The organism is Curtobacterium flaccumfaciens (assembly GCF_018598405.1).
GTDB lineage: Bacteria > Actinomycetota > Actinomycetes > Actinomycetales > Microbacteriaceae > Curtobacterium > Curtobacterium aurantiacum.
The window spans coordinates 1-22,848 of the sequence record NZ_JAHEWS010000030.1; the positions used below are offsets into that span (position 1 = coordinate 1).

The window sequence follows — 22,848 nt, forward strand, 5'->3', positions numbered from 1 at the left end:
CCCGCACCGTGCCGCCTCCGCCACACCGTGCGAGGCTGGTGGCTCCGTGCCGCACCACAACCCCGCACCGAACCCCCGACGACGCACCCACCGACAAGATCCGCACCGCGCGACCCCGGCGACGCGAAACCCGCACCGTGCCGCCTCCGCCACACCGTGCGAGGCTGGCGGCTCCGTGCCGCACCACAACACCGCACCGAACCCCCGACGACGCACCCACCGACAAGATCCGCACCGTGCGACCCCGGCGACGCGAACCCCGCACCGTGCCGCCTCCGCCACACCGTGCGAGGCTGGCGGCTCCGTGCCGCACCACAACACCGCACCGAACCCCCGACGACGCACCCACCGACAAGATCCGCACCGTGCGACCCCGGCGACGCGAACCCCGCACCGTGCCGCCTCCGCCACACCGTGCGAGGCTGGCGGCTCCGTGCCGCACCACAACACCGCACCGAACCCCCGACGACGCACCCACCGACAAAGTCCGCACCGTGCGACTCCGCCTCGACAGCACGACAAGGCCGCACGGTGCGAGATGAGCGCGTCAGCGCCGAGCAGGCCGCGCAGGCGGGGGCGGCGGGACGGGCTTCGCGGCGACGACGTCGGCGAGCCGGACCTCGACGGGGCCGCGGCGGGTCGCGATCGTCACGGTGTCGGGCGTCCGGGCAATCAGGTCGCCGAGGGCGTCCTGCGCGCCGTCCCCGTGGTGCGCCCGGACCACCAGACGGTCCCCGATCGCGGCATCGTGCAGCACCCCGAGCGCACGGGCTCGGGCGATCGCCGCCTGTTCGTCCGCATGCACCGCCCCAGGGTACGGGCCGCCTAGAGTGTCGGCATGGAGAAGGCCCGGGTCGACAGCTGGATCTGGGCCGTCCGGATCACCAAGACCCGGTCGGCCGCGACCGCCGCGTGCAAGGCCGGTCACGTCCGGGTCAACGGGGAGCGCGCGAAGCCGGCGCAGCCGATCGGCCCCGGCGACGAGGTGCGGGTGCGCCAGAACGGCTTCGACCGCATCGTCATGGTCACCGGCATCATCCTGAAGCGGACGAGCGCGCCCGAGGCGGCGAAGCACTTCGAGGACAAGACCCCGCCGCGGCTCTCCAAGGAAGAGGCCGGGTTCGTCCCGATGCGCGAGCGCGGTGCCGGACGGCCGAGCAAGCGGGAGCGCCGCGACCTCGAGAAGCTGCGCGGCTACTGACGCTTCGCGGACCCGGACCCGGGCACGTAGACGTCGACCACGATCTCGAACGTGTCGGATTCGACCTCGATCCGTTCTCCGGTCCACGGGGCCTCGAGGTGCCCGTCGTCGTCCGGATCGGACCCGCCCCGCGCACGACCGGACGGGATGCGGTGGACGGGGATGCGGGTGCCGTCCTCTTCGACGACGAACAGGTCGGCCACCCGGCCACGGAACTCCGTGATGCCGAACGGGTCGTCGTGGTGCCGGGACTCGGCGAACCGCGGCGTCCTGCCGTACGCGGTGAACGCCGCCGTCGTCTCCCGTTCGTACGCGGGCCCGCAGCAGTCGTGCTCCCACCCGCCGACCACGACGACGACCTCTTCGCGCATGCCGTGATCGTACGACGCGTCGGACGATCACGGTCGGAGCCCAGGGTCAGACGAAGCGGACGGTCTGCTGCAGGCGGTCGCGGATCTCGAAGACGTCGACGGAACCGGCTGGCGACCAGACGCCGTTCAGCACCTGGGCGAGAGCACTCCGGCGGACGACGAGGGCGGTGGGCTTCTTCGGGGAGCCGACGAGCTGCACGTCCTCGGTGACGGCGGCGTCCGGCACGACGAGCAGCCGCCCGGAGAACCGCACCCGGGTCTGCTTCTGCACGGCACGGGCGGCGCGCACGAGCTCCTTGACCGGGCGCTCCCCCGGCGCGAGCGTCTCGCCGACGATCTCCCCGTGCTCGACGCGCACGGGAGCGCCCCAGTCGATGGACTCGACGGCCCACAGCCCGCTCGGGGTCAGGACGGCGTGGTCGAGCTTGCCCTCGGACCCGGCGTCGAGGTCGTGCCAGACCGTGACGCCGATGCCCATGTCGGAGACGATCGAGGCGGTCGCTTCTTCTGCCAGGGCCTCGGCCAGCAGCCGCCGGATGTGCCGTGGCGCGGAGCGGATGAGCGTGGGGTCGTACGGGTCCTCGATGGGATCGCCGAGTCCGACCCACTCGCGCTCCGCCTGCAGGAAGACCTCGCGCGACCGACCGCCGGGGTGTCCGTGGGACCGGGCCCGTGGGCGGGTGTCGCGACGCGCTGCCGGGGGTGCGTAGGCGTCGCGACCGGTGTCGGGCCTCCCGGCGGTCGCCCCGGACGGACCGGACGCGCCGTACGCGCGGGACCCGACGTCGTACGCGCGCCGCGCGGCCGGGGTCCCGATGCGCTCCCATGCGAGCTGGACCTGACGGAACCGCTGGGCGTCACCGCCGAGGTCGGGGTGGGTCTCGCGAGCCGCCCGCCGGTAGGCGCGGCGGAGCGCGTCGTCGTCAGCCGTCGCGGGGACGCCGAGGACTTCGTAGGGGGTGGCGTCGGCCGGGCTGTCCGTCATGGCCCTGCGACATTACCGGAGGCAGCGTCGGAGTCCGCCGCATGGTTGCTGGGTACGGTCTGGGCCACGCCGCCGGTTCCGCACCGACGCGCCACGGCGGCTCGCGGTCCGTCCTCGGTGGCGTCAGACCACCGCGGTCGCGACGGGCGCGCTGAGGACACCCCGGCTCGTGGTCACGCGACGGCGGCGCTGATGGCGTCGGCGTGCTGCTCGAGGTAGGCGACGTCGGCGCGGTACAGGTCGGCGTGGCCGTGCTGCAGGTCGCTGACGAACTTCGGGTTGCCGGCGGCGGCCTCGTGCTCGATCGTGGTGACCAGGGCGACGAGGGACGCGATCATCGTCTCGGCGAGGACGCCTCGGGAGCGGTCGTCGAGGGCGTAGGCGCGGCAGAACTCGGCGGCCCGGGCGAGCCTTACGTCGAGGTCGGGGGCGGTCGCGCCCTCCACCGCGCCGGTGGTGAACGGGGCGAACCGGTAGACGGCGCTCGCGACGTCCCACACCCGCGGGCCCGGGTGGGCGGTGTCGAAGTCGATGAGGCCGACGGCGGCGATGCCGTCGTAGACGCAGTTGTAGGGGGCGAAGTCGCCGTGCACGATCGTCTCGACGGGGGCGCGGTCCGCCTGCGACCAGAGGTCGTCGGTGGCGCTGCGCGGGAAGCTGGCCGCGGCGTCGTGGAACTGACGGAGCAGTCGGGCGCTGGTGACGAGGGCCGCTTCGCTGGCGATGTCCTCGGTCCAGGGGTACTCCCCCGCGACGCCGGGGACGAACGAGACCGTCTCGAGGGTGTCGCCGAGGGCGATGGGTTCCGGGGCCGCGACGAACCCCTGCTCGTGCAGGTGGGCGAGCAGCCGGTGCACCGTGGGGGTCCACGGCCCGGCGGGGCGGTGGACTCGGTCGTCAGCCCTGGTGATGCGCTCCAAGGGGAACCTCCTGCGTGTTGCGTCTCCGTCGACGGAGGGCCAGCGTACCGGCAGCGACCGACGGCCGTCCGCCGACCATCCGGAACACGGCGGTCGGATCCGCTACAGCTGGTCGCGCAACCAGGACGGCCCGTGGACCGTCGCGCCGAGGGTCTCGACACGGTCGCGGAGCTCGCGGTCGGCCGTCACGACGACGACGGGGCCGTCGCCGTCCGCCACCGCGGCACGTGCGGCCTCGACGATGGCGTCGTCACCCGAGGCCGGGGCACGGACGACGTCGACCGCGCCGGTACCGGCACCGGCACCGGCACCGGCACTCGGGTCTTCGGCGGCAGCGCGCGCCTCGCCCTCGAGCACGACCGTCCACCGCGGCCACCACCGCGCGAACGGCAGGTCCAGCAAGGGAGCGGACACCCCGCCCGCGGCGAGCGCCGACACCTGTGCCAGCAGGCGCGAGGCGGCTCCGGCCCGGTCCTTCCACCAGCCGTCCGGAACGCTGCCGACGACGTTCGCCGCGTCGACGACGACGTGCGGCGTGGTCGCGACGGTGGCGCGGAGCGCCGACCACGACCTCCCGAACCCGGGGTGCAGGGGCAGGTCGTCGACCTGGTCGATCGGGATCCAGGACAGCGCGAGGCTCTCGCGGTCGGCGATGACCGGTTCGAAGGGCCGGGAGGCGCGCCCCACGACGGTCGTGTAGGTCCAGAACCCCAGGTCGAGGAGCGCCGTGTGGCGCAGGGCGATCGCGTCGTCCGGCACGCCCGCCTCTTCGGCGGACTCGCGCAGCGCGGCGGTCACCGCGTCCTCACCCTGGTGCCGTGCCCCGCCGGGGATGCCCCAGGTGCCGCCGTGGTGGCTCCACTCGACGCGGTGCTGCAGGAGGACGCGGCCGGCGCCGTCGTCGACGAGCAGGCCGGCGGCGCCGAAGCGTCCCCACGCCTTGGTGCCGTCGGGGCCGACCGACCAGGCGTCACCGGGGTCGCGGGGGCCGGGCTGGGGCCCGGGAGGCGTTGCATCTGGCACGGTCCAACCCTGGCACACGGTGCCCCGAGCAGGCCTCGAAGTGGTCACCGGGCGTCGTGTACGGTGTCGGTCGAGACACGGGGTGCCGCATCCAGCGGCTGAGATCACACCCGTCGAACCTGCTCGAGCTCGTACTCGCGAAGGGATCGTCCATGGAAACCGCTGCGCCCTCCCCTGACTGGGCCCACCGAACCGCCGAACTCCTCGAGGCCGTCCGTGCCCGGGGCCCGCTGGTGCAGTGCATCACGAACACCGTCGTGCAGAACGTCACGGCGAACGTGCTGCTCGCACTCGGGGCCTCACCAGCGATGGTCGACGTCGCCACCGAGGCCGGGCCGTTCGCCCGTGTCGCCGACGCCCTGCTCGTGAACACCGGCACCCCGCACGCCGAACCCCGGGTCGCCGCGCTCGAGGCCGTGCACGCCGCCCGTGACGCGGGGACCCCGTGGGTCCTCGACCCGGTGGCCGTCGGCTCGCTGCCGGTGCGGACCGCACTGGCGCGCGACCTGCTCGCACTGCACCCGACGGTGCTCCGCGGCAACGCGTCCGAGGTCCTCGCCCTGCTCGGCGACTCGGCCGGTGGCCGCGGGGTCGACAGCACGGTGGGCACCGAGGACGCCCGGGTCGCGTCCGTCGCCGCTTCGGACGGGAGGCTCGTGGCCGCGGTGGCCGTGTCGGGTGCGGTCGACCTGCTGGTCGCGCCCGGCATCGGTGTGGTCCGGGTGGCGAACGGCACCGACCTGCTGACACGGATCACCGGTGGTGGGTGCGCGCTCGGCGCGGTCGTCGCCGCGTTCACCTCGGTGTCGCCGGAGGACGCCGGTGCCGCCGCGGTCGCCGCCACCGCGGTGCACACGATCGCCGCCGAGCTCGCCGCCCGCGAGGCGGGCGGACCGGGGACCTTCCAGCCGCTGTTCCTCGACCGGTTGGCGTCGCTGACCCCGGAGGACGTCGTGCGCGAAGCCCGGATCACCATCGAATCGGCACCCGAGGTCGAAGCATCGGCGGTGTCGGCGTGAGTGCGCTGGGGCCGGTGGACTTCGGCGTCTACCTGGTGACCGACGGAGCGTTGGCGGACCGGCACGGCATCGGGGTGCTCGGGGTCGTCCGCGCCGCCGTGCACGCCGGGGTCCGGATCGTGCAGGTGCGGGACAAGGACGCCTCCGCCCGCGACCTGCTGGCACTCACGGTCGCCGTGGCCGACGCCGTCGGGGACCGCGCGAGGGTGGTGGTCGACGACCGGCTCGACGTCGCCCTCGCCGCCCGGCACGCGGGACACCGGGTCGCCGGGGTGCACCTGGGCCAGTCCGACGTCCCGGTCACCGCCGCCCGTGCCCTGCTCGGTCCGGACGCCCACGTCGGCCTCACGGCCAACACGCTCCAGCACCTGGCTGCCGTCGAGCGGCTCCCCCGCGGCACCGTGGACCTGCTCGGCGTCGGGGTCGTGCACCCCACGGCGACGAAGGCCGACCACCCGCCGGCCCTCGGGCACGACGGGTTCGCACGACTCGCCGCCGTGACCGACGTGCCGTGCGTGGCGATCGGCGGGGTGACCCTCGACGACGTCGGACCGCTCCGGGCTGCCGGTGCCGCGGGCGTCGCGATCGTGTCGGGCATCTGCGCCGCGGCCGATCCGGGATCCGCCGCGGCGGCGTACGTGGCCGCGTGGGGCACTGGACCCGACCACGGGGCGGAGGCAGGGCCGTCCGGTGATGGCGACCCCTTCCTCCAGGCCGGCACCGCGCACCACGGGGCGGACGCATGAGCGTCCCACGGGTGCTGAGCATCGCCGGGACCGACCCGACGGGCGGGGCCGGGATGCAGGCGGACCTCAAGGCGATCGCCGCGCACGACGGGTACGGGATGGGCGTCGTGACGGCGCTCGTCGCGCAGAACACGCACGGGGTGCGGTCGGTGCACGTGCCGGACGTCGGGTTCCTTCGGGAGCAGCTCGACGCGGTGTCGGACGACGTGGTGGTCGACGCGGTGAAGATCGGGATGCTCGGCACCGCCGAAGTCGTGCGGGTCGTGACGGACTGGCTGCGAGAGCACCGGCCGCCGGTGGTCGTCGTCGACCCGGTGATGGTGGCGACGAGCGGGGACCGGTTGCTCGACGAGGACGCGGCGTCGGCCATGGGGGCGCTGTTCGCCCTCGCCGACCTGGTGACGCCGAACCGGGCCGAGCTCGCGGTGCTGGCGGAGCTGGCGGGTGCGTCGGCGTCCTCGTCATCGGCTTCGTCGCTGGCGGCGGCGCGGGCGGTGGCGGCGCGGTGGGACGTCCTGGTGCTGGCGAAGGGTGGGCACGACGAGGGGCCGACCTCGGACGACGTGCTCGTGGCGCCGGACGGTTCGGTGCGCGTCTTCACCGGGCCCCGGGTCGCGACGACGAACACGCACGGCACCGGGTGCTCGCTCTCCAGCGCGATCGCGACGCTCGCCGGCCGGCACGGCGACTGGGAACTCGCGGTCGGGGTGGCGAAGGAGTGGCTCACCGCGGCGCTGCGCGGGGCGGACGCCCTGTCGGTCGGGAGCGGCAACGGGCCGATCGACCACGGCGCGCAGGCGCGGGCGGCACGTCCGGCGCTGTCGTACACGGACGTGTGGTGGGCGGATGCGGCGTCGGTGCTGCAGGAGACGATCGAGTGCGCCTTCCTGGTGGGGCTCGGGGACGGGACCCTCGAGCCGGAGGTGTTCGCGGGCTACCTGGCGCAGGACGTCCACTACCTGCGGGCGTACGAGCGGCACCTGGCGGCGCTCGCTGGTTCCTCCGGTTCGGGTGATGGAGCTGGCGCTGCTGCTGCCTTCTGGGCGGCTGCTGCGCAGGGGTGTGCCGACGAGGCCCGCGACCTGCACCACCGTCGGCTGGCCGGCTCGCACGCCGACGATCCGGTGCACCCCACGTGCGCCGGGTACCTCGCACACCTGCAGGAGGCCGCCGACTCCGGGTCAGCAGCGGTGCTGGCCGCCGCGGTGCTGCCGTGCTTCCGGGTCTACGCCTGGGTCGGGTCGCAGCTCGGCATCGCTCCGGACGGGCACGCCTTCGCCGACTGGATCACGGCGTACGGGGACCCGGGGTTCGCGGCGTCGAGTGCCGAGGCGACCCGGCTCGTCGAGGAGCTGGCCCGTGCGGCGACGCCCGACGAGCGGGGGCGGATGGCCCGCGCGTTCCGGCGTTCGACGGAGTGGGAGCTCGCGTTCTTCCGGATGCCGACGGCTGCTGCCGAGCTCACGCGCTGAGCGACACCGCACGGGCACCGCGTCCCGTGCGGTGTCGGTGGGCGCGAAACCAGGGCCAGCGGGCTACCGCGGCCAGCGGGCTACAGGGGCTAGCGGGCGACCGGGGGCAGCCGCACCAGCTCGACGGACAGCTCGGCGCCCGTGACCGTGCCGCGCATCCACGTGTGGTCGGGCTGGCGGCGGCGATCGGTGGGCGAACCGGGGTTGAGCAGGCGCATCCCCGACGGTGCCACGGTGTCCCACGGGATGTGCGAGTGGCCGAAGACGAGCACGTCGGTGTCCGGGTACTCGGCGTCCATCCGCCGCTCCCGGCCCGTCGCGGCACCGGTCTCGTGCACCAGGGCGACGCGCAGGTCCTCGGCGCCGAACCGGGCCACGAGCGGCAGCCGGTCGTCGAACTCCGGCCCGTCGTTGTTGCCGCGGACGCCCTCGAAGCGGCGGGACCGCGCCTGCACGGCGTCCAGGGTGGACAGGTCGACCCAGTCCCCCGCGTGCACCACGAGGTCGGCGGCGTCGATGTCGGCCCAGAGCCCCGGCGGCAGGTCCTTCGCGCGCTTCGGCAGGTGTGTGTCCGACAGCAGGACGAACGACGTCGTCACGGCTCGGTCGGTGCCGGCATCGGGAGTCCGGCCTCGTCGGCGGCACCCAGGCGCTCCAACAGTCCGGCGAGCAGTGCGATGTCGTCGTCCGACCAGTCGGCGAGCCGTTCGTCGAGCGCGTCCCGGTGCAGCTGCACCGACCGTTCGAGCGCTGCTCGGCCGGCATCGGTCGCCTCGAGCGGCTTCGCGTTGCCGCTGCCGCTGCCGGTCGTCCGCACCAGCCCCGTGGCGAGGAGCCCGGACAGCTGCCGCGAGATCGTCGATCGGTTCAGCCGCAGGTAGCGGGCGATGTCGATGGCCATGCAGCCGGGGTGCTGGACGACGAAGTCGACGAGGGACTGGTCGACGACGCTCAACACCTGGTCCGAGCCGCGCGCACGGATGCTCGCACGGCGCGTGATGCGGGCGAGCTCGGTGTACGCCCGGCTGATGTCGCTGTTCCGGACCTTCGAGCTCGGGTGCTCCATGGTGCTCCAGCCTGTCTGCGCCGACGCCTGCCGGCGGCCTTGTCGTCCCGTCACCATACCGGCGGGTACCCGTGGGGTGGGGGTGCGCTTCGGACGGTGGTCAGTCCTCGGCGCTGCGGCTGAGCAGGTCGGCCTTCTCGGGGTGGTCGTCGAACCACTTGCCGACGAACCAGCACATCGGCACGATGCGCTTCGTGGTCGACGACTCGACGTCGGTGACGGCGTACTCGACGAGCTGTGCGGCGTAGCCGTGGCCACGGTGCTTCGGGACCGTGTAGGTGTGCGGGAACGCCACCGCGTCACCGTTCACCCGGTAGTCGAGCACGCTCACGAGCTCGCCGCCGACGTACATCGCATAGCGGTCCTGATCGGTCTCGTCGCGGAACTCGTGGTCCATGCCGCCATCATGCTCCGCGCCGGGCGTCCGTGCCGCACGGGGAATGCACGACGTCGAGCAGCGTTGCAGGGACACCATGACCACCATCGGAATCATCGGCGCAGGCAACATCGGATCCCAGCTCGCACGACTGGCGGTGCGGAACGGCCACCGGGTCGTCATCGCGAACTCCCGCGGGCCGGAGACCCTGACCGACCTGGTGACGGAACTCGGCGACGACGCACGCGCGGCCACTCGCGACGAGGCAGCCGCAGCGGGCGACATCGTCGTGGTGACGGTGCCGCTCGCCGCGATCGAGACGATCCCCGTCGAGCCCCTCGTCGGCAAGGTCGTCATCGACACGAACAACTACTACTGGGAGCGCGACGGCCACATCGCCGCCCTCGACGACCAGTCCACGACCACGGCGGAGCTGCTGCAGGACCACCTGCCCGGCGCCCGTGTCGTGAAGGCGTTCAACCACATCGGCGCCGACGACCTGACCGGCCACGCGACGCCCGCCGGCACCCCGGACCGACGTGCCCTCGTCATCGCCGGCGACGACGACTCCGCCAAGCAGACCGTCGCCGAGCTCATCGACGTGTTCGGCTTCGACGTCGTCGACGCCGGACCGCTCACCGAGGGCTGGCGCATCCAGCGGGACACCCCCGGCTACGGCCCGCGGATGACCGCCGCCGAGCTGCGCGACGCCCTGGCCGCCGCGACGCGCTAGTCGCAGCACCAGCGCCGCACCGCCGCCGTTTCGCGCTGAGCGACAGCCCACGGGCTCCGCGGCCCGTGACCTGTCGCTCAGCGCGAAACGACCGGCGCGAACCGAGCGAACCCGGCCTGCGCCCGCGCCCGCTCAGGCCCGGTCGAAGATCACCGTCATGTCGGTGATGTCGTCCTCGCTCGGCGTCCACGTGGTGCCGGCCTCGACGTTCTGGGTGATCTGCTCCGGCTTCGTCGCCCCGGCGATGACGCTCGACAGCCCCGGCTGCGCCAGGAGCCACGCGAACGTCGCCTGCAGCATCGTGACGCCACGGTGGTCGCAGAACCGCTGGTAGTCGTCGAGGACGTCCCACGGGGCGTCCTCGAGGACCTGCGGCTTCGACGTCGACAGCCGCCCGTCGGCGGGCCCGCCGGCCTTCGTGTACTTGCCGGTGAGCAGCCCGTTGTACAGCGGGAAGAACGGCAGGAACCCGAGCGCGTACGCCCGCACGGCCGGCAGGACCTCGGCCTCGGCGGCACGGGCGAGCGGGCTGTACTCGTTCTGTGCGGACACGAACGCCGTGGTTCCGGCGATGGACGCCGTCAGCTCGGCCTCGGCGATCTGCCACCCCGCGAAGTTCGAGTGACCGATGTACCGGATCTTGCCCTCGCGCACCAGGTCGTCGAGGACCGACAGCGTCTCCTCGATCGGGGTGACGTCGTCGGGCCGGTGCATCTGGTAGAGGTCGATCCAGTCCGTGCCGAGGCGGCGGAGCGACGACTCGACGGCGAGCCGCACGTACCGACGGGACCCGCGGACGCCCCAGTCCGGCCCGTTCGCGCCCTGCATGTCCATGCCGAACTTGGTCGCGAGGACGATCTCGTCACGACGGCCGCGGATCGAGCGCCCGAGCATCTCCTCGGACATGCCCGGCTCACCGCCGTAGATGTCCGCGGTGTCGAAGAGCGTCACGCCGGCGTCGAGGGCCGCGTGCACGACCGCGTCGGTGCCCTCCTGCGACTCGGACGCGGTGCCCCGCCGGCCGAAGTTGTTGCAGCCGAGGCCGACGGTGGAGACGACGAGGCCCGAGGGACCCAGGGGACGGTGTTCGATTCCGGTCATCACCCGAACGTACCGGCGACCCCGAACTGGGGCTGCGATCCTCACAGCGGTTGCCGTTACAACTGAGCATGGATCAGTCGACGGAAGGAGCGCCGCAGTGGCAGCGCATCGCATGCCCGAATCGGACCGGCCCCGTCGGCCCGTCCCGGCCTGGGTGACCGCGCCGCCCGTCGACGAGGTCGCGCCCGAGCGCGTCGCCGCAGCAGGTCACGTCAACGCCGCCGGCCGGGAGGCCCGCCCCACCCCCGCCTCGTCCCGCGCGGCCCACGCGGCGCCGGTCCCACCCACCACGGTCGCGCCCGCAGCGCACGTGCCGGCCGTGCACGCACCGGCAGCGGAGCCGACGTCGATCGCCGCCTTGGTCGAATCCGACGCCCCGGTGCCGGACTTCCCGCCGCAGCAGGACCAGCTCCCCCCGGCCCCGATGTCCCCGAGTGTGCACACGGTGCCGTTCGAGAACCCGGCGGTGCCCGCGGCGACGATCGCGCCCTCGGGAGCGCTCGCCATGCCCGTCTCCCCCGCCGTGGCCGTCCCCGCGCCCGCTCCCACGGTCCCGCCGACCGTCGCTCCGACCGCGGGCGCGCTCTCCGTCGCGCCAGCCGTCGCAGAGCCGGCACCGATGCCCACTCCCGCAGCGACCACCCCCGCGGCGTCTGCTCCCGCAGCACCCGCCGTCCCGACCGTCCCGGTCGCCGGGCAGCCCCGGTTCTCGGTGCCCGGCCTCGAACACGTGGTCGTCGAGGGCACCGAGCCCGAGCCCGTCGGACCGATCGGCTACCGGACACCCCGCCGCTTCGCCCACCAGCAGGCCGCCGCCGCCGCGAAGTCGGCCGCTCTCCCGACTCCCGGGCGGTCGTTCGACGCCGTGCTGCACGCCACGCCGTCCGCGGCCGCCGCCCCCGTCGTGCCCGTGGTCACGACGCCGAGCGCGGACGCCGCCGCGACCGCGGCCCTGGTCGCACCCGTCTCGGGGCCGGAGCGTCCTGGCGGAGGCGATGCGGGCCTCCCGACCGAACTGCTCGACCAGCCCGTGGCCGCAGCCGCGACGCCGGAGCCGCGCCGTGCGCTCGGCGCGACCGCCGGTGCCGTGCTGGGTGCCGTGGCCGGGATCGCGACGATCGGACTGGCGGCCTGGTGGTTCTCCGCCCCCGCGACCGTGCACGGTGTCGGCGTGGTGCTCGGACTGCTCGCGCTGGTGCTCTCGATCGTGACCCTGCGCGACCGGACGGCCACGTGGCAGCGGCCGGTCGCCCTGGTCGGCGCCGTGCTCGGTGGCGTCGGGACGATCGTGCTGCTGTGGGCGGTCGCCGCGGCGCTGCTGCCGCTCGTCGGCGTCTCGCTGCCGGACGTCACCGGCACCGGCACGACCCCGACGCTCGCCCCGTAGGGCTGCGGCCGGCGTCCCGTCGAGACGCCGTCGTGTTCGCACGACGCCGCGTGCCCGCCGAGACGCCGTCGAAAAGCGCGGCGTCTCGATGACTCGGCGGCGTCGGGACAACACGACGGCGTCTCGTCGCACGCACCCGCCGCAACACGCCGGCGTCTCGCAGCCGATGCACCCGCGGGTCAGACGGCGCGGACGACCCCGCGCGACAGGATCGCGTTCGTCAGGGCGTCGATCGGCTCCCGCTGCACCGTCGGGTTCGCGATGAGGACGTAGTCCACCGCCGGCAGGTCCGGCAGCCCGAGCCGCTGCGACACCTTCACGAGGTCCGCCGGGATGAGCGAGTGCGGGAACACCGCGACGCCGATGCCCGCCCGGACCGCCGCGAGCACACCGTTGACGTCGCGCGTGTTGCAGGTGATGCGCCAGGTGCGGCCGGCGGCCTCGAGGGCGTCGATCGCCATCTGCCGGCTGATGCTCGGCGCCTGGTACGCGATGAGCGGCACGGGCTCACCGGGTTCGAGGGCGATGCCGTCCTGCGCCATCCACACCATCTGGTCGGTGGCGACCCGGGTGCCCTCGGCGGACTCCCCCGCCGTCTGCTTGATGAACACCAGGTCGAGCTGCCCGGCGTGCACCCGGCGGAGCAGCGGCGACGACTGGTTCACCGTGAGCTCGAGGTTCACCTGGGGGTGCAGCCGCCGGAAGTCCCGCAGGATCCGGGGCAGCTGGGTGATGGCGAGGTCGTCGGCGGCCCCGAAGCGCAGCCGTCCGCGGGTGGCCGCGCCGGAGAAGTAGGCGTCGGCGGTGGCGTGCGCGGCGAGGATCGTCCTGGCGAACCCGGCCATCGCGTCCCCGTTGTCGGTCAGGGCCACACCACGGGTGTCCCGGGCGACGAGCGTGCGCGACACCGCGGTCTCGAGGCGCCGGACGTGCTGCGACACCGTCGGCTGGCTGATGCCGAGCCGGGTGCCGGCCTGCGTGAAGCTGCCGGTCTCCGCCACGGCCAGGAACGTCTGCAACAGGACAGGATCGAGCACGGGCACCTCGTTCGTTCGCGCGGTTCGCGCGGTCATTCGACATCGCAATGGAGTGATAGCCACCATAGGGGTATCGAATGGGGCGCGGTCACGTAGTTTCGTTGGGGTACCAGATCCACACCGACGTCCGGAGAACCCCGCACCGTGAGCGCGTCACCGACGACCCTCCCCCCGCCCACCGAACCGCTCCCGATCCAGGCCACGCGACCGCCGTGGCGCCACACGCTCATCGCCCTGTCCGTGCCGAACTTCCGGCTGTTCACGGCGACGAACCTCGTGGCGATGACCGCCGGCTGGATGCAGCGCATCGCCCAGGACTGGCTCGTGCTCGAGCTCACCGGGTCGGTCGCGCAGGTCGGCATCACGGTGGCCTGTCAGTTCGCGCCGATGCTGCTGTTCGGGCTGCTCGGCGGGGTGCTCGTCGACCGGTTCTCGAAGCGTGCGCTCATGATGATCACGCAGGGCGCGTTCGCGGTGCTGTCCGCGCTGCTCGCCGTGCTGACGCTCGCCGGCGTCGTCGAGGCGTGGCACATCTGGGTGATCGCGTTCCTGGTGGGCATGGTCACCGTGATCGACAACCCGGCGCGGCAGGTGTTCGTCACGGAGATCGTCGGGCACAAGCACCTGCGGAACGCGATCAGCGTGAACTCGTCGGTGTTCCAGCTGGGCGGGATGATCGGGCCGGCACTGTCGGGCGCCCTGCTCGTCGCGGTCGGGGCGGGCTGGTCGTTCGGCGTGAACGCGATCGCCTGCGTCGCGGTCGTCGTGACGCTCGGGTTCCTGAAGGTCTCCGAACTGCACCGCACGCCCCCGGCGCCACGCGGCAAGGGGCAGCTGATGGAGGGCCTCCGCTACGCCGTGCACAAGCCGACGATCATCGTGCCGGTGATCCTCGTCGCGTTCTTCTCGGTGTTCGCGCTGACCATGCCCGTGCTGCTGTCCGCCTTCGCGTCACAGGTGTACGACGTCGGCGCCGGCGGCTACGGCGTGTTCAACTCCGCCGTGGCGATCGGCGCCCTCGTCGGTGCACTGCTGTCGACCCGGAGGGCCGTCGTCCGGCTCCGCACCATCGTCGGCGGGGTGTTCTGGACGGGCGTGCTGCTCGTCGTCTCGGGGTCGATCCCGGCGATCGCACCGTTCACCGTCGCGCTCGTGGCCGTCGGGATGTCGCAGCTGCTGTTCCAGACCGCGTCGAACTCGCTCGTGCAGCTGTCGTCGAACGTGGCGATCCGCGGCCGGGTGATGTCGCTGTACGTCCTGGTGCTGCTCGGCGGGCAGGCGATCGGCGGGCCGCTGATGGGGCAGATCGTGGACCGCTTCGGGGCGCACGTGGGGATGATGGTCGCCGGTGGCGTGCCGGCCGCGGCGGCCGCCGTGGTCGCGCTCGTGCTCGCCCGCCGCGGAGGCCTGCACCTGTCGGTGCGGATGCGCCACCACCTGCCGGTGCCGGCGATCGTCACCCACTGACGCGGGGGCCCTGGCGGTGACCATCCGCCGGCCTGGAGGCCCGTGGCGGCCCCGCCCCGCGCCTCCCGTCCGCCCGTTGGTCGCGTCGGGAGGTACGCAAAACACCGGTGTTCACGCTCGACGCCGCGGGATCCCGCGGTGTGTTGTGTGAACACCGGTGTCTTGCGAAGGGCAGTGCCTCAGTAGGCGACGCCGAAGCGCGTCTGGTGGTGCGCCGGGGTGACGATCTCGTCGACGAACGCGATCGCGTAGTCGGCACCGGAGATGTCCGAGTTGCCCTCGGCGTCGGCGAGCAGGACCTCGTCGGAGACGCGGTAGGTGCCGCGACGCTCGCCCGGGTTGTAGCTGCCGAAGGCCGCGGCGGGGCTGACGTAGAACCAGTCGACCTCGGTGTCCGAGGCGCGGAGGGCGTCGAGGATCTCCGCGTGGCTCTTCGCCTCGCCCTTGAAGGCGTCCGGGAAGCCGTCGGTGTCGAACACGCGGGGGCCGTCCTCGGACACGCGCATCGAGCCGGCACCACCGACGATGCCGAGGCGCGCACCGGCTGCTGCCGCGGCGTCGACGAAGTGCTGGAACTTGTCCTTCAGCTCGCTGCCGTCCGCCTGCACGGCGTGGAGCGAGACGATGACGACGTCGGCGCCCTTCGTGACCTCGGACACGAAGTCGGCGTCGAACGCGTCACCCTGCGCGAGCGTGAGGCCCTCGGCCGGCTCGAGCTTGCTCGTGTCGCGGGCGACCGCGGTCACGGTGATGCCGCGGGAGAGTGCCTCGTGGGTGATGGCGGAGCCGGCGTAGCCGGTGCCTCCGAAGACGACGATGTTGGTCATGCTGTTCCCTTCTCGGACGTCACGGGCGTCGGTGACGTTGACAGTCACCGTACAAGAGTTACTCTCTTTCAGTAAGTAGGCACCTGGCGGTGCGTTGCGGAGGACACCATGTCAGCACTCGAGTACAGCCCGTACGCGGCGGACTGCCCCAGTCGGCAGCTGCTCGACCGCATCGGCGACCGGTGGAGCGTGCTGACGATCGGCGCCCTCGCCGACGGTCCCGCACGGTACTCGGCGGTGGCGGCCCGGGTGCAGGGGGTCTCGCAGAAGATGCTCACCCAGACGCTGCGGGCGCTCGAACGCGACGGCATGGTGACGCGGACGGTGTTCCCCGAGATCCCGCCGCACGTGGAGTACGAACTGACCGAGCTCGGGCGGTCGCTGCGCACGGTGCTCGTGCCGCTGGAGGACTGGGCCACGTCGCACATGCCCGACGTCGCCGAGGCGCGCGAGGGGTACGACGCGCGCTGAGGCGCGCGAGGGGTACGACGCGCGCTGGGCGGCCGCACTCGGAATCCCCGACGGCGACGAGTGGTTGCCTGGGGACATGCGATCGATCGTCTACACGAAGCCCGGTGCCAGCAGCGTCCTCGAACTCGTCGAGCGGGAGATCCCTGAGCCCGGCGCCGGTGAGGTCCGCGTCCGCGTCGTCGTCTCCGGCGTCAACCCGACCGACTGGAAGGCCCGCGCCGGCGGCACCTACGGCGACGGGCTGCCCTTCCCCGAGATCACGCCGAACCAGGACGGCGCCGGTGTCGTCGACGCCGTCGGCCCCGGAGTCGACCGCCTGGCCGTCGGCGACCGCGTCTGGCTGTTCATGGCAGCGGCGTCACGGCCGACCGGCACAGCGCAGGAGTACACGGTCGTTCCCGAGTCCCGCGTGGTGCCGTTGCCCGAGGGTGTCTCGTTCGACGTCGGCGCCTCGCTCGGCGTCCCCGCGATGACGGCGCACCGAGCCCTCACCACGCACGAGGACGGCCCTGCCCGACTCGGTCCCGGAGCCCTCGACGGCTTCACCGTGCTCGTCGCCGGAGGAGCCGGTGCCGTCGGGCACGCAGCGATCCAGCTCGCCCGCTGGGCCGGGGCGACCGTCATCACGACGATCAGCTCGGACGCGAAGGCAGCGCTGGCGACGGCGGCCGGGGCGCACCACATCGTGAACTACCGCGAGGAGGACGCCGCCGAGCGCATCCGGTCGATCGCCCCCGACGGCGTCGACATCGTCGTCGAGGTGTCGATCCCGCAGAACGCCGCGCTGGTCGCCGACGTGCTGGCCAACCACGGGGTCGTGTCGATCTACGCGAACAACGGTGGTGACGAAGCGAGCCTGCCGATCCGCCCGAACATGAGCGTGAACGCCCGCTACCAGTTCCTGCTGCTCTACACGATCGGCGACGAGGCCCTGTCCGCGGCGGCCGAGGACGTCACCGAGGCGCTGCACGACGGTGTGCTGCCCGTCGGCGAGGACGCCGGGCTCCCGCTCACCCGCTTCACGCTCGAGCAGACCGCCGAGGCACACGATGCGGTCGAGCAGGACACGGTCGGCAAGGTGCTCATCGACGTGACCGAGGTGCCGTAGCCGCGACACGGGATCCGGCTCCGGCGCCTGCTTCGGCTTCGGCTCCGGCCTTCCCTGCCTCCGCAGACGACGAACGGCTCCCACGCACGCGTGGGAGCCGTTCGTCGTGGACGATGCGGGAGGGGTCAGCGACCCAGACGCGCGGCGATGGCTGCGGTGACCCGGAGCCGGGCTGCAGCGCGCTCGCGTTCGATGTTGGCGGCGATGACGTCGAGGTCTTCGTAGTCGGCGTCGGTGGTGGTGTCGTTCCAGTTCGGCGAGGAGATCCGGGCACGCCCGAACGACGGCGGAGCAGGGTTCACGGTCGTCATGGGGGCATCGTACGTCGAGCGTCCGACAGAGCGTGTGAGCATCACGGGCCTTTCCTTGGATTGCGGTCGCGCTCGGGGAACGAGTAGGTCAGCGAGAACGCAACAGCCATGAACGACGCCATCATCGCGATGTTCTTGGCGTCGAGCTCGGTGAAGGCGTCGGGGACCGGGGAGTCGACGGTGAGCATGCCGAACGAGTACTGGTCGGACCGGATCACCACCGAGACGTACGAGGAGTACCGCGGTTCGAAGCCCGGCACGTCCTGGTCGACGTCCACATCGGCGGAGCGGTCGCCGACGATCCGGGGTGATCCCCCGACCAGCACCCACTCGAGGTTGCGGTCGCCGTAGGGCGTGCCGGCGCGGAACACCCCGGCGGTGTCGCCGGCGCCCCCGTGACCGATCGGCTCGAGCGCACGCAGATCGGTGGACAGCTGGTACACGTTGGCGCGCACGTCGGGCACCTTCGGCAGCAGGTAGAACGCCAGGGCCACGGCGACGCGGTCGGCGACGACGGTGAGTTCGGCGTGGCGATCGGACCGGGGCAGTTCGGTGAACCGGACGAGACGGGTGGCGATCTGGCCGAACGCGTACCGGACCGCCGTCGACTGCTCGAGCTCTGCCGCGGTCGCGTTGTCCTCGGCCACCGACCGCGCAGCGTCGCTGCGCCGGGTCCGCACCACCTGCACCGTCACGGCGCCGACGAGCACGACCAGCCCGAACGCGACGAGCGACAGCCGGACCGCCGGGGTGACGAACAGGTTCGGCAGCTGGAACGCCGCGGTGGGCGCAGCAGCCACCACGATCGGCCACACGACCGTGCCGACCCGTCCTGAACGCTGTTGCCCCATGACCACGACGCTAGGTCACGCCACCGACGCGGACGGAGTTGTCCACAGGCGGGTTCTCCACAGGAGCTGTCGGCCTCCACCGACCCGTCGCACGCAACTGGTAAGCAGGACCCATGACCGACGTCAGCACGCCCGTTCCCGGATCCAGAGCCCTCGTCCTCGGTGGCGGAGGTGTCGCCGGCATCGCGTGGGAAGTCGGTGTCCTCGTCGCGCTGCAGGAAGCCGGTGTCGACCTCGACGCCGCGGACCTCGTGGTGGGCACGAGCGCCGGCAGCGTCGTCGGCGCCTTCGTCCGGAACGGTGCCGTGCAGCAGGCGTACGACCAGCAGCACACCCCCGCGCCGACGACCTACGTGGAACCGGCACCCATCGACGTCGAAGCGGTGCAGCAGCACATCGGCGCAGCGCTGCAGGGCGCGACCGGCGAGCAGGACGCCCGCGCTCGTCTCGGTCAGGCCGCCCAGCAGGTCGTCGGCGGGCAGAGCGACGACGAGCGCACGGCGACCTTCGGCGAGACGCTCCCGTCCACCGAGTGGCCGGACAAGCCGCTCGCCGTCACCGCGGTCGACGCCACCGACGGCGCGTTCCGCCTGCTGACCGCAGCCGACGGCGTCCCGCTCCCCCGTGCCGTCGCCGCCAGCTGCTCGGTGCCGTTCGTGTGGACGCCCGTCAGCATCGACGGCCGCCCGTACGTCGACGGTGGCGTCCGGTCCGGCACCAACGCCGACGCCGCTGCCGGGTACGAACGGGTGCTCGTCATCGCCTGCGGCCCCGAGGGGCCGTCGCCCTGCGGGCCCTGGCTCGACGTCGCCGTCGAGGCCCTGCGCGCAGGCGGCTCGTCGGTCGAGGTCGTCGTGGCCGACAGCGCGTCCCAGCAGGCCTTCGGCACGAACTCGCTCTCGCTCGCCGCGCAGGCACCGTCGGCCGAGGCCGGCCACGCCCAGGGAACCGCCGTCGCCGAGCAGGTCGCCGCCTTCTGGGCCGAGGACCTGGCGAGCGTGCACGCATGAGCACCCCCTTCTCCGACCTCGACCAGTACATCGCGCTCCCCCGCGTCGACGGCATCGACATCAGCCCGGACGGCACCCGCGTCGCCCTGACGGTCAGTGCGCTCGACCCGGACGGCACCGGGTACCGCCGGTCGATCTGGCAGGTGCCCGCGACGCCGGTCGACGACACCGGTGACGCCGACAGGGCCGCCGCGGGCCCGGTCCGCCTCACCCGCTCCGCCACGGGCGAGGGCGGCATCGCCTTCACCCGCGCCGGCGACCTGCTCTTCGTCTCGGCGCGGCCCGACGCCGACGCCTCCGACATCGAGGCCGCTCAGCTCTGGGTGCTCCCGGCGGCCGGCGGCGAGGCCCGTCCGCTCACGCGGCTGGCCGGCGGCGTCGGCGGGGTCCTCGCCACCGCGGCGTCGTCGGACGTCGTCGCACTGACCGCCGACCTGCTGCCCGGTGCCGGTTCCGACCCCGCGACCGTGCTCGAGGCCGACGCCGAGCTGCGGAAGACGCGGAAGGACAAGAAGGTCCGCGCGATCCTGCACGAGACGTACCCGGTGCGGTACTGGGACCACGACCTCGGGCCGGCCCAGACGCACGTCCTGACGCTCGACACGGCCAGCGGCAACGCCGACAGCGCCGCCGGCAGCGCCGGCGGCGACCCCGTCCAGCCCGTCGACCGCACACCGGCGCCCGGCCGCTCGCTCGACCACGTCAGCGGGGCGCTCACGCCCGACGGATCGGTCCTGCTGGCATCCGTAAGCGTCCGGGAGGCCCGTGGGGACCGCTCGACGCTCGTCACCACCGACCTGTCCAGCGGGCACCGCACGGTGCTGTTCGACGACGTCGACGTCGATCACGAGATGCCCGCGCTGAGCCACGACGGCCGGACGATCGCCTGGGTCCGCACCGTCCGTTCCACCCCTGCCGGCGCACACCAGCAGGAGGTCTGGGTCGCCGGCATCGACGGCTCCGACGCCCGCCGCATCGCGACCGACTGGGACCGCTGGCCGAGCGAGCTGGTGTTCGAGCACGGCGACCGCGCGCTGCTGGCCGTCGCCGACCAGGACGGCCGCGCACCGGTCTTCCGCCTCCCCCTCGACGGCGGCGCCGTCGAGCAGCTGACGCACGACGACTGGGCGTACTCGAGCCTGCGCGTGGCGGAGGCGACGGGCACGGTCGTGGCGCTCCGGGCCTCCTGGGCGGCACCGCTGCACCCCGTGCGGATCGCGACGGACGGCACGGTGACCCCGCTGGCGACGCCGGCGCCGCTGCCCGACGTCCCCGCCCACCTGGAAGAGGTCGAGACGACCGCAGCCGACGGTGCCCGCGTGCGTGGCTGGCTGGTCGTGCCCGAGGGTGAGGGTCCCCACCCGCTCGTCCTGTGGATCCACGGCGGACCGCTCAACTCGTGGAACCAGTGGTCGTGGCGGTGGAACCCGATGCTGCTCGCGGCCCGCGGCTACGCGGTGCTGCTGCCCGACCCCGCACTCTCCACCGGCTACGGACTCGACTTCGTGAACCGCGGCTGGAACGCCTGGGGGCAGGCGCCGTACACCGACCTGTTGGCGATCACCGACGCCGTCGAGGCCCGGTCCGACATCGACGCGACCCGCACCGCGGCGATGGGCGGGTCGTTCGGCGGGTACATGGCGAACTGGATCGCCGGGCACACCGACCGGTTCCGGGCGATCGTCACGCACGCGAGCCTGTGGGCGCTCGACCAGTTCAACGGCACGACGGACTCGTCGCAGTACTGGTCCTCGATCTTCGACGCCGACGGGATCGCGGCGAACGACCCGCACCGGTTCGTGGCCGACATCACGTCACCGATGCTCGTCATCCACGGTGACAAGGACTACCGGGTGCCGATCGGCGAGGGGCTGCGGCTCTGGTCCGAGCTCGCGGAGCACCACGCTGCGCCCGACGGCTCGATGCCGCACCGGTTCCTGTACTTTCCGGACGAGAACCACTGGGTGCTCGCTCCGCAGCACGCCGTGGTCTGGTACGAGACGGTGTTCGCGTTCCTCGGGCAGCACGTGCTCGACGAGGACTGGGAGCGACCCGAGCTGCTCGGCTGAGCGACACACGTCCGAACCGGAGGAAGAACCGCCGACGATCCCCGCTCGTCCCCGCGACCACGGCTCAGAGCGCTTCGAGCACGTCGAGCGCCCGCTCCACGCCGTGCTCTCCCCGCATCCGTCGCCCCACGTCGGCGGCACGGTCGCGGCGGGTGAGGGCGTCGCGCATCGCGGCTTCGAGCGCGCCCGCCGACACGCGACGCAGCGGAACCGGAGCGGCGGCCACGCCCTGTCGGTGCAGCTGGGCGGCCCAGAACGGCTGGTCCGCGGTGACGGGCACGACGACCGCGGGCACGCCGGCCCGGGCAACGGCGTGCGCGGTACCGGCCCCGCCGTGGTGCAGGGCGAGCGTCGCGCCCGGCAGCACCGTGTCGAACGGCGTCGACGGCACCGTCAGCACGTCGGGGCCACGGAACTCAGCCGGCAGCGCGAGGCCGCCCGCCCCGGTGACGAGCAGCACCCGGAGGCCGTGGGAACGCGCCGCCGTGACGATCGCGGACCCTCGATCCGAGGCGTTCCGCGCCGTCCCCGTCGCCATGGACCCGAACGAGGCGACGATGAAGGGACCGGCCCGCAGGAAGTCGCCGACCTCGGGGTCGAGTGACGCCGCCGGTGTCGCCTCGTACCAGGCCCCCGTCTGGTGCACCCGCTCCGGCCAGTCGTCGGGTCGCGGGAGCAACGCAGGACTCAAGGCCATGAGCGTCGCACGCGACGGGGACCGCCGCGCGGGACGACGGCCGCCCGGCAACTCGGCGGCGGCGCGCACCACGTCGGCGTCGAAGAGGCGGGCGACGGCGCGCGGGACGGCGTAGGTGGACCGGTTGCGCGAGCCGAGGTCTCGGGTCGCCGTCGGGCCCCCGGCGGCGGGGAAGCGCTCGCTCGGGGTGGCCACGGGCGCGAACTCCACCAGCACGCGGGGAACACCGAGCGCGTCCGCCACCATCGGAGCGCTCAGGATCAGCGGGTGGTGCACCACCACGTCGGGGTCGAAGGCGACGCTCTCCCGCACCGCGGCCGTGAGCATCCGCCGCATCGCGGGACGCACCTCGGTGCGCAGGTGGTGTGCGAGCGCTCGAGGGGTGCGCCGGGCGGGGAACAGCACCCGGTGCGCGTCCAGACCGAGGCGCACGGTGTCGACGCCCTCGGGCGCGACCGCGTCGTCCGGCAGCGCCAGCCGGACCTCGTGTCCGCGGGAGAGGGCGTGTCGTGCCAGTGCGGCGAAGGGCTCGATGTCGCCACGGGTACCGGCGGTGAGCAGCATCATGCGCATCCGACCAGTGTGGCGGTGAAGCCGGCG

Annotated in this window: 25 protein-coding genes and 1 riboswitch; of the genes, 11 read left to right on the forward strand and 14 right to left on the reverse strand. The window is 73.3% G+C overall.

The genetic code is table 11. The features are described from left to right. Positions 1-547: 547 nt before the first annotated feature. Positions 548-805 (reverse strand): hypothetical protein, encoded by a 258-nt coding sequence (locus tag KK097_RS15670; RefSeq protein ID WP_307858423.1) that lies wholly within the window; start codon positions 803-805, stop codon positions 548-550. A gap of 33 nt (positions 806-838) precedes the next feature. Between KK097_RS15670 and KK097_RS15675 the strand changes: the two genes are divergently transcribed. Beyond that, the gene (locus KK097_RS15675; RefSeq protein WP_017886594.1) at positions 839-1,201 is read left to right on the forward strand and encodes an Hsp15 family ribosome-associated heat shock protein; all 363 of its coding nucleotides are present in this window, start codon (positions 839-841) and stop codon (positions 1,199-1,201) included. Here KK097_RS15675 and KK097_RS15680 read toward each other — a convergent pair. The 4 genes from KK097_RS15680 to KK097_RS15695 form a co-directional block, all read right to left on the reverse strand. Beyond that, positions 1,195-1,572: a hypothetical protein gene (locus KK097_RS15680; RefSeq protein WP_214545382.1), complete on the reverse strand. Its 378-nt coding sequence runs from the start codon at positions 1,570-1,572 to the stop codon at positions 1,195-1,197. The two genes, KK097_RS15675 and KK097_RS15680, sit on opposite strands and share 7 nt — an antisense overlap. Before the next feature lie 46 nt (positions 1,573-1,618). Beyond that, complete coding sequence (locus tag KK097_RS15685) at positions 1,619-2,557, reverse strand: J domain-containing protein (RefSeq protein ID WP_214530212.1); 939 nt, start codon at positions 2,555-2,557, stop codon at positions 1,619-1,621. 173 nt (positions 2,558-2,730) lie between these two features. Next, on the reverse strand, positions 2,731-3,477 hold the full coding sequence (locus KK097_RS15690; protein WP_214530211.1) for a phosphotransferase enzyme family protein: 747 nt from the start codon (positions 3,475-3,477) through the stop codon (positions 2,731-2,733). A gap of 102 nt (positions 3,478-3,579) precedes the next feature. After that, positions 3,580-4,500, reverse strand: coding sequence for an NUDIX domain-containing protein (locus KK097_RS15695; protein ID WP_214545383.1), 921 nt, complete (start codon positions 4,498-4,500; stop codon positions 3,580-3,582). Positions 4,501-4,568: 68 nt separating this feature from the next. Then, a riboswitch (TPP riboswitch) is annotated at positions 4,569-4,664 on the forward strand. On the opposite strand from KK097_RS15695, the gene thiM reads away from it, so the two are divergent. The 3 genes from thiM (at position 4,653) to thiD (ending at position 7,737) form a co-directional block, all read left to right on the forward strand. Beyond that, positions 4,653-5,519 carry a hydroxyethylthiazole kinase gene (gene thiM / locus KK097_RS15700; protein WP_214545384.1) on the forward strand — a complete coding sequence of 289 codons (867 nt, stop codon included), beginning with the start codon at positions 4,653-4,655 and terminating at the stop codon, positions 5,517-5,519. It overlaps the preceding riboswitch by 12 nt. Further along, positions 5,516-6,265, forward strand: a complete 750-nt coding sequence (thiE, locus tag KK097_RS18230) for a thiamine phosphate synthase (protein WP_307858422.1) — start codon at positions 5,516-5,518, stop codon at positions 6,263-6,265. Before thiM ends, thiE begins: the two co-directional genes overlap by 4 nt. Next, complete coding sequence (gene thiD, locus KK097_RS15705) at positions 6,262-7,737, forward strand: bifunctional hydroxymethylpyrimidine kinase/phosphomethylpyrimidine kinase (protein ID WP_250896815.1); 1,476 nt, start codon at positions 6,262-6,264, stop codon at positions 7,735-7,737. Before thiE ends, thiD begins: the two co-directional genes overlap by 4 nt. An 89-nt stretch (positions 7,738-7,826) precedes the next feature. Here the strand turns inward: thiD and KK097_RS15710 are convergent, their stop codons facing one another. The 3 genes from KK097_RS15710 to KK097_RS15720 all read right to left on the reverse strand — a co-directional run bounded on the left by KK097_RS15710 (position 7,827) and on the right by KK097_RS15720 (position 9,200). Further along, a complete protein-coding gene (locus KK097_RS15710; protein ID WP_214530208.1) occupies positions 7,827-8,336 on the reverse strand; it encodes a metallophosphoesterase family protein in 510 nt (169 codons plus the stop codon). Then, entirely contained in the window at positions 8,333-8,803 is a 471-nt protein-coding gene (locus tag KK097_RS15715; protein WP_214530207.1) for a MarR family winged helix-turn-helix transcriptional regulator, read from the reverse strand. The genes KK097_RS15710 and KK097_RS15715 overlap by 4 nt, the downstream gene beginning before the upstream one ends. A gap of 100 nt (positions 8,804-8,903) precedes the next feature. Then, positions 8,904-9,200, reverse strand: a complete 297-nt coding sequence (locus KK097_RS15720; RefSeq protein ID WP_214545385.1) for a GNAT family N-acetyltransferase — start codon at positions 9,198-9,200, stop codon at positions 8,904-8,906. 76 nt (positions 9,201-9,276) lie between these two features. On the opposite strand from KK097_RS15720, the gene KK097_RS15725 reads away from it, so the two are divergent. Beyond that, a complete protein-coding gene (locus tag KK097_RS15725; protein WP_214530205.1) occupies positions 9,277-9,912 on the forward strand; it encodes an NADPH-dependent F420 reductase in 636 nt (211 codons plus the stop codon). A gap of 132 nt (positions 9,913-10,044) precedes the next feature. Here the strand turns inward: KK097_RS15725 and KK097_RS15730 are convergent, their stop codons facing one another. Further along, positions 10,045-11,013 (reverse strand): aldo/keto reductase, encoded by a 969-nt coding sequence (locus KK097_RS15730; protein WP_214530204.1) that lies wholly within the window; start codon positions 11,011-11,013, stop codon positions 10,045-10,047. Between the two features lie 97 nt (positions 11,014-11,110). Here KK097_RS15730 and KK097_RS15735 point away from each other — a divergent pair, with 97 nt between their 5' ends. Next, a complete protein-coding gene (locus tag KK097_RS15735; protein WP_214545386.1) occupies positions 11,111-12,400 on the forward strand; it encodes a hypothetical protein in 1,290 nt (429 codons plus the stop codon). 179 nt (positions 12,401-12,579) lie between these two features. Here KK097_RS15735 and KK097_RS15740 read toward each other — a convergent pair whose 3' ends face one another. Continuing rightward, entirely contained in the window at positions 12,580-13,437 is an 858-nt protein-coding gene (locus tag KK097_RS15740; protein ID WP_214530202.1) for a LysR substrate-binding domain-containing protein, read from the reverse strand. 144 nt (positions 13,438-13,581) lie between these two features. Here KK097_RS15740 and KK097_RS15745 point away from each other — a divergent pair, with 144 nt between their 5' ends. Then, positions 13,582-14,904, forward strand: a complete 1,323-nt coding sequence (locus KK097_RS15745) for an MFS transporter (protein WP_214530201.1) — start codon at positions 13,582-13,584, stop codon at positions 14,902-14,904. A gap of 179 nt (positions 14,905-15,083) precedes the next feature. Here the strand turns inward: KK097_RS15745 and KK097_RS15750 are convergent, their stop codons facing one another. Further along, positions 15,084-15,731 (reverse strand): NAD(P)-dependent oxidoreductase, encoded by a 648-nt coding sequence (locus tag KK097_RS15750; protein WP_250893139.1) that lies wholly within the window; start codon positions 15,729-15,731, stop codon positions 15,084-15,086. A gap of 108 nt (positions 15,732-15,839) precedes the next feature. Between KK097_RS15750 and KK097_RS15755 the strand changes: the two genes are divergently transcribed. After that, the gene (locus KK097_RS15755) at positions 15,840-16,202 is read left to right on the forward strand and encodes a winged helix-turn-helix transcriptional regulator (protein WP_071247254.1); all 363 of its coding nucleotides are present in this window, start codon (positions 15,840-15,842) and stop codon (positions 16,200-16,202) included. A gap of 76 nt (positions 16,203-16,278) precedes the next feature. Further along, positions 16,279-17,310, forward strand: coding sequence for an NADPH:quinone reductase (locus KK097_RS15760; RefSeq protein WP_214545387.1), 1,032 nt, complete (start codon positions 16,279-16,281; stop codon positions 17,308-17,310). Positions 17,311-17,435: 125 nt separating this feature from the next. Here KK097_RS15760 and KK097_RS15765 read toward each other — a convergent pair whose 3' ends face one another. Continuing rightward, positions 17,436-17,621: a hypothetical protein gene (locus KK097_RS15765; protein ID WP_111093138.1), complete on the reverse strand. Its 186-nt coding sequence runs from the start codon at positions 17,619-17,621 to the stop codon at positions 17,436-17,438. A 41-nt stretch (positions 17,622-17,662) separates the two neighbouring features. Continuing rightward, on the reverse strand, positions 17,663-18,472 hold the full coding sequence (locus tag KK097_RS15770; protein ID WP_214530197.1) for a hypothetical protein: 810 nt from the start codon (positions 18,470-18,472) through the stop codon (positions 17,663-17,665). A 113-nt stretch (positions 18,473-18,585) separates the two neighbouring features. On the opposite strand from KK097_RS15770, the gene KK097_RS15775 reads away from it, so the two are divergent. Together KK097_RS15775 and KK097_RS15780 are read left to right on the forward strand one after the other, a co-directional pair. Next, the gene (locus KK097_RS15775) at positions 18,586-19,482 is read left to right on the forward strand and encodes a patatin-like phospholipase family protein (RefSeq protein ID WP_214545388.1); all 897 of its coding nucleotides are present in this window, start codon (positions 18,586-18,588) and stop codon (positions 19,480-19,482) included. Continuing rightward, positions 19,479-21,551, forward strand: coding sequence for a S9 family peptidase (locus KK097_RS15780; protein ID WP_214545389.1), 2,073 nt, complete (start codon positions 19,479-19,481; stop codon positions 21,549-21,551). Before KK097_RS15775 ends, KK097_RS15780 begins: the two co-directional genes overlap by 4 nt. A gap of 64 nt (positions 21,552-21,615) precedes the next feature. On the opposite strand, the gene KK097_RS15785 is transcribed toward KK097_RS15780, so the two are convergent. After that, positions 21,616-22,821, reverse strand: a complete 1,206-nt coding sequence (locus KK097_RS15785) for a glycosyltransferase (RefSeq protein WP_214545390.1) — start codon at positions 22,819-22,821, stop codon at positions 21,616-21,618. Positions 22,822-22,848: the final 27 nt, after the last annotated feature.

Bases quoted from the DNA above. Each gene is read 5' to 3' on its own strand.
- KK097_RS15780 (WP_214545389.1), top strand. From the start codon at position 19,479: ATGAGCACCCCCTTCTCCGACCTCGACCAGTACATCGCGCTCCCCCGC.
- KK097_RS15765 (WP_111093138.1), bottom strand. From the start codon at position 17,621: ATGACGACCGTGAACCCTGCTCCGCCGTCGTTCGGGCGTGCCCGGATC.
- KK097_RS15750 (WP_250893139.1), bottom strand. From the start codon at position 15,731: ATGACCAACATCGTCGTCTTCGGAGGCACCGGCTACGCCGGCTCCGCC.
- KK097_RS15775 (WP_214545388.1), top strand. From the start codon at position 18,586: ATGACCGACGTCAGCACGCCCGTTCCCGGATCCAGAGCCCTCGTCCTC.
- KK097_RS15785 (WP_214545390.1), bottom strand. From the start codon at position 22,821: ATGCGCATGATGCTGCTCACCGCCGGTACCCGTGGCGACATCGAGCCC.
- KK097_RS15685 (WP_214530212.1), bottom strand. From the start codon at position 2,557: ATGACGGACAGCCCGGCCGACGCCACCCCCTACGAAGTCCTCGGCGTC.
- KK097_RS15715 (WP_214530207.1), bottom strand. From the start codon at position 8,803: ATGGAGCACCCGAGCTCGAAGGTCCGGAACAGCGACATCAGCCGGGCG.
- KK097_RS15680 (WP_214545382.1), bottom strand. From the start codon at position 1,572: ATGCGCGAAGAGGTCGTCGTCGTGGTCGGCGGGTGGGAGCACGACTGC.
- KK097_RS15675 (WP_017886594.1), top strand. From the start codon at position 839: ATGGAGAAGGCCCGGGTCGACAGCTGGATCTGGGCCGTCCGGATCACC.
- KK097_RS15755 (WP_071247254.1), top strand. From the start codon at position 15,840: ATGTCAGCACTCGAGTACAGCCCGTACGCGGCGGACTGCCCCAGTCGG.
- thiM (WP_214545384.1), top strand. From the start codon at position 4,653: ATGGAAACCGCTGCGCCCTCCCCTGACTGGGCCCACCGAACCGCCGAA.
- KK097_RS15760 (WP_214545387.1), top strand. From the start codon at position 16,279: ATGCGATCGATCGTCTACACGAAGCCCGGTGCCAGCAGCGTCCTCGAA.
- KK097_RS15720 (WP_214545385.1), bottom strand. From the start codon at position 9,200: ATGGACCACGAGTTCCGCGACGAGACCGATCAGGACCGCTATGCGATG.
- thiD (WP_250896815.1), top strand. From the start codon at position 6,262: ATGAGCGTCCCACGGGTGCTGAGCATCGCCGGGACCGACCCGACGGGC.
- KK097_RS15770 (WP_214530197.1), bottom strand. From the start codon at position 18,472: ATGGGGCAACAGCGTTCAGGACGGGTCGGCACGGTCGTGTGGCCGATC.
- KK097_RS15725 (WP_214530205.1), top strand. From the start codon at position 9,277: ATGACCACCATCGGAATCATCGGCGCAGGCAACATCGGATCCCAGCTC.
- KK097_RS15730 (WP_214530204.1), bottom strand. From the start codon at position 11,013: ATGACCGGAATCGAACACCGTCCCCTGGGTCCCTCGGGCCTCGTCGTC.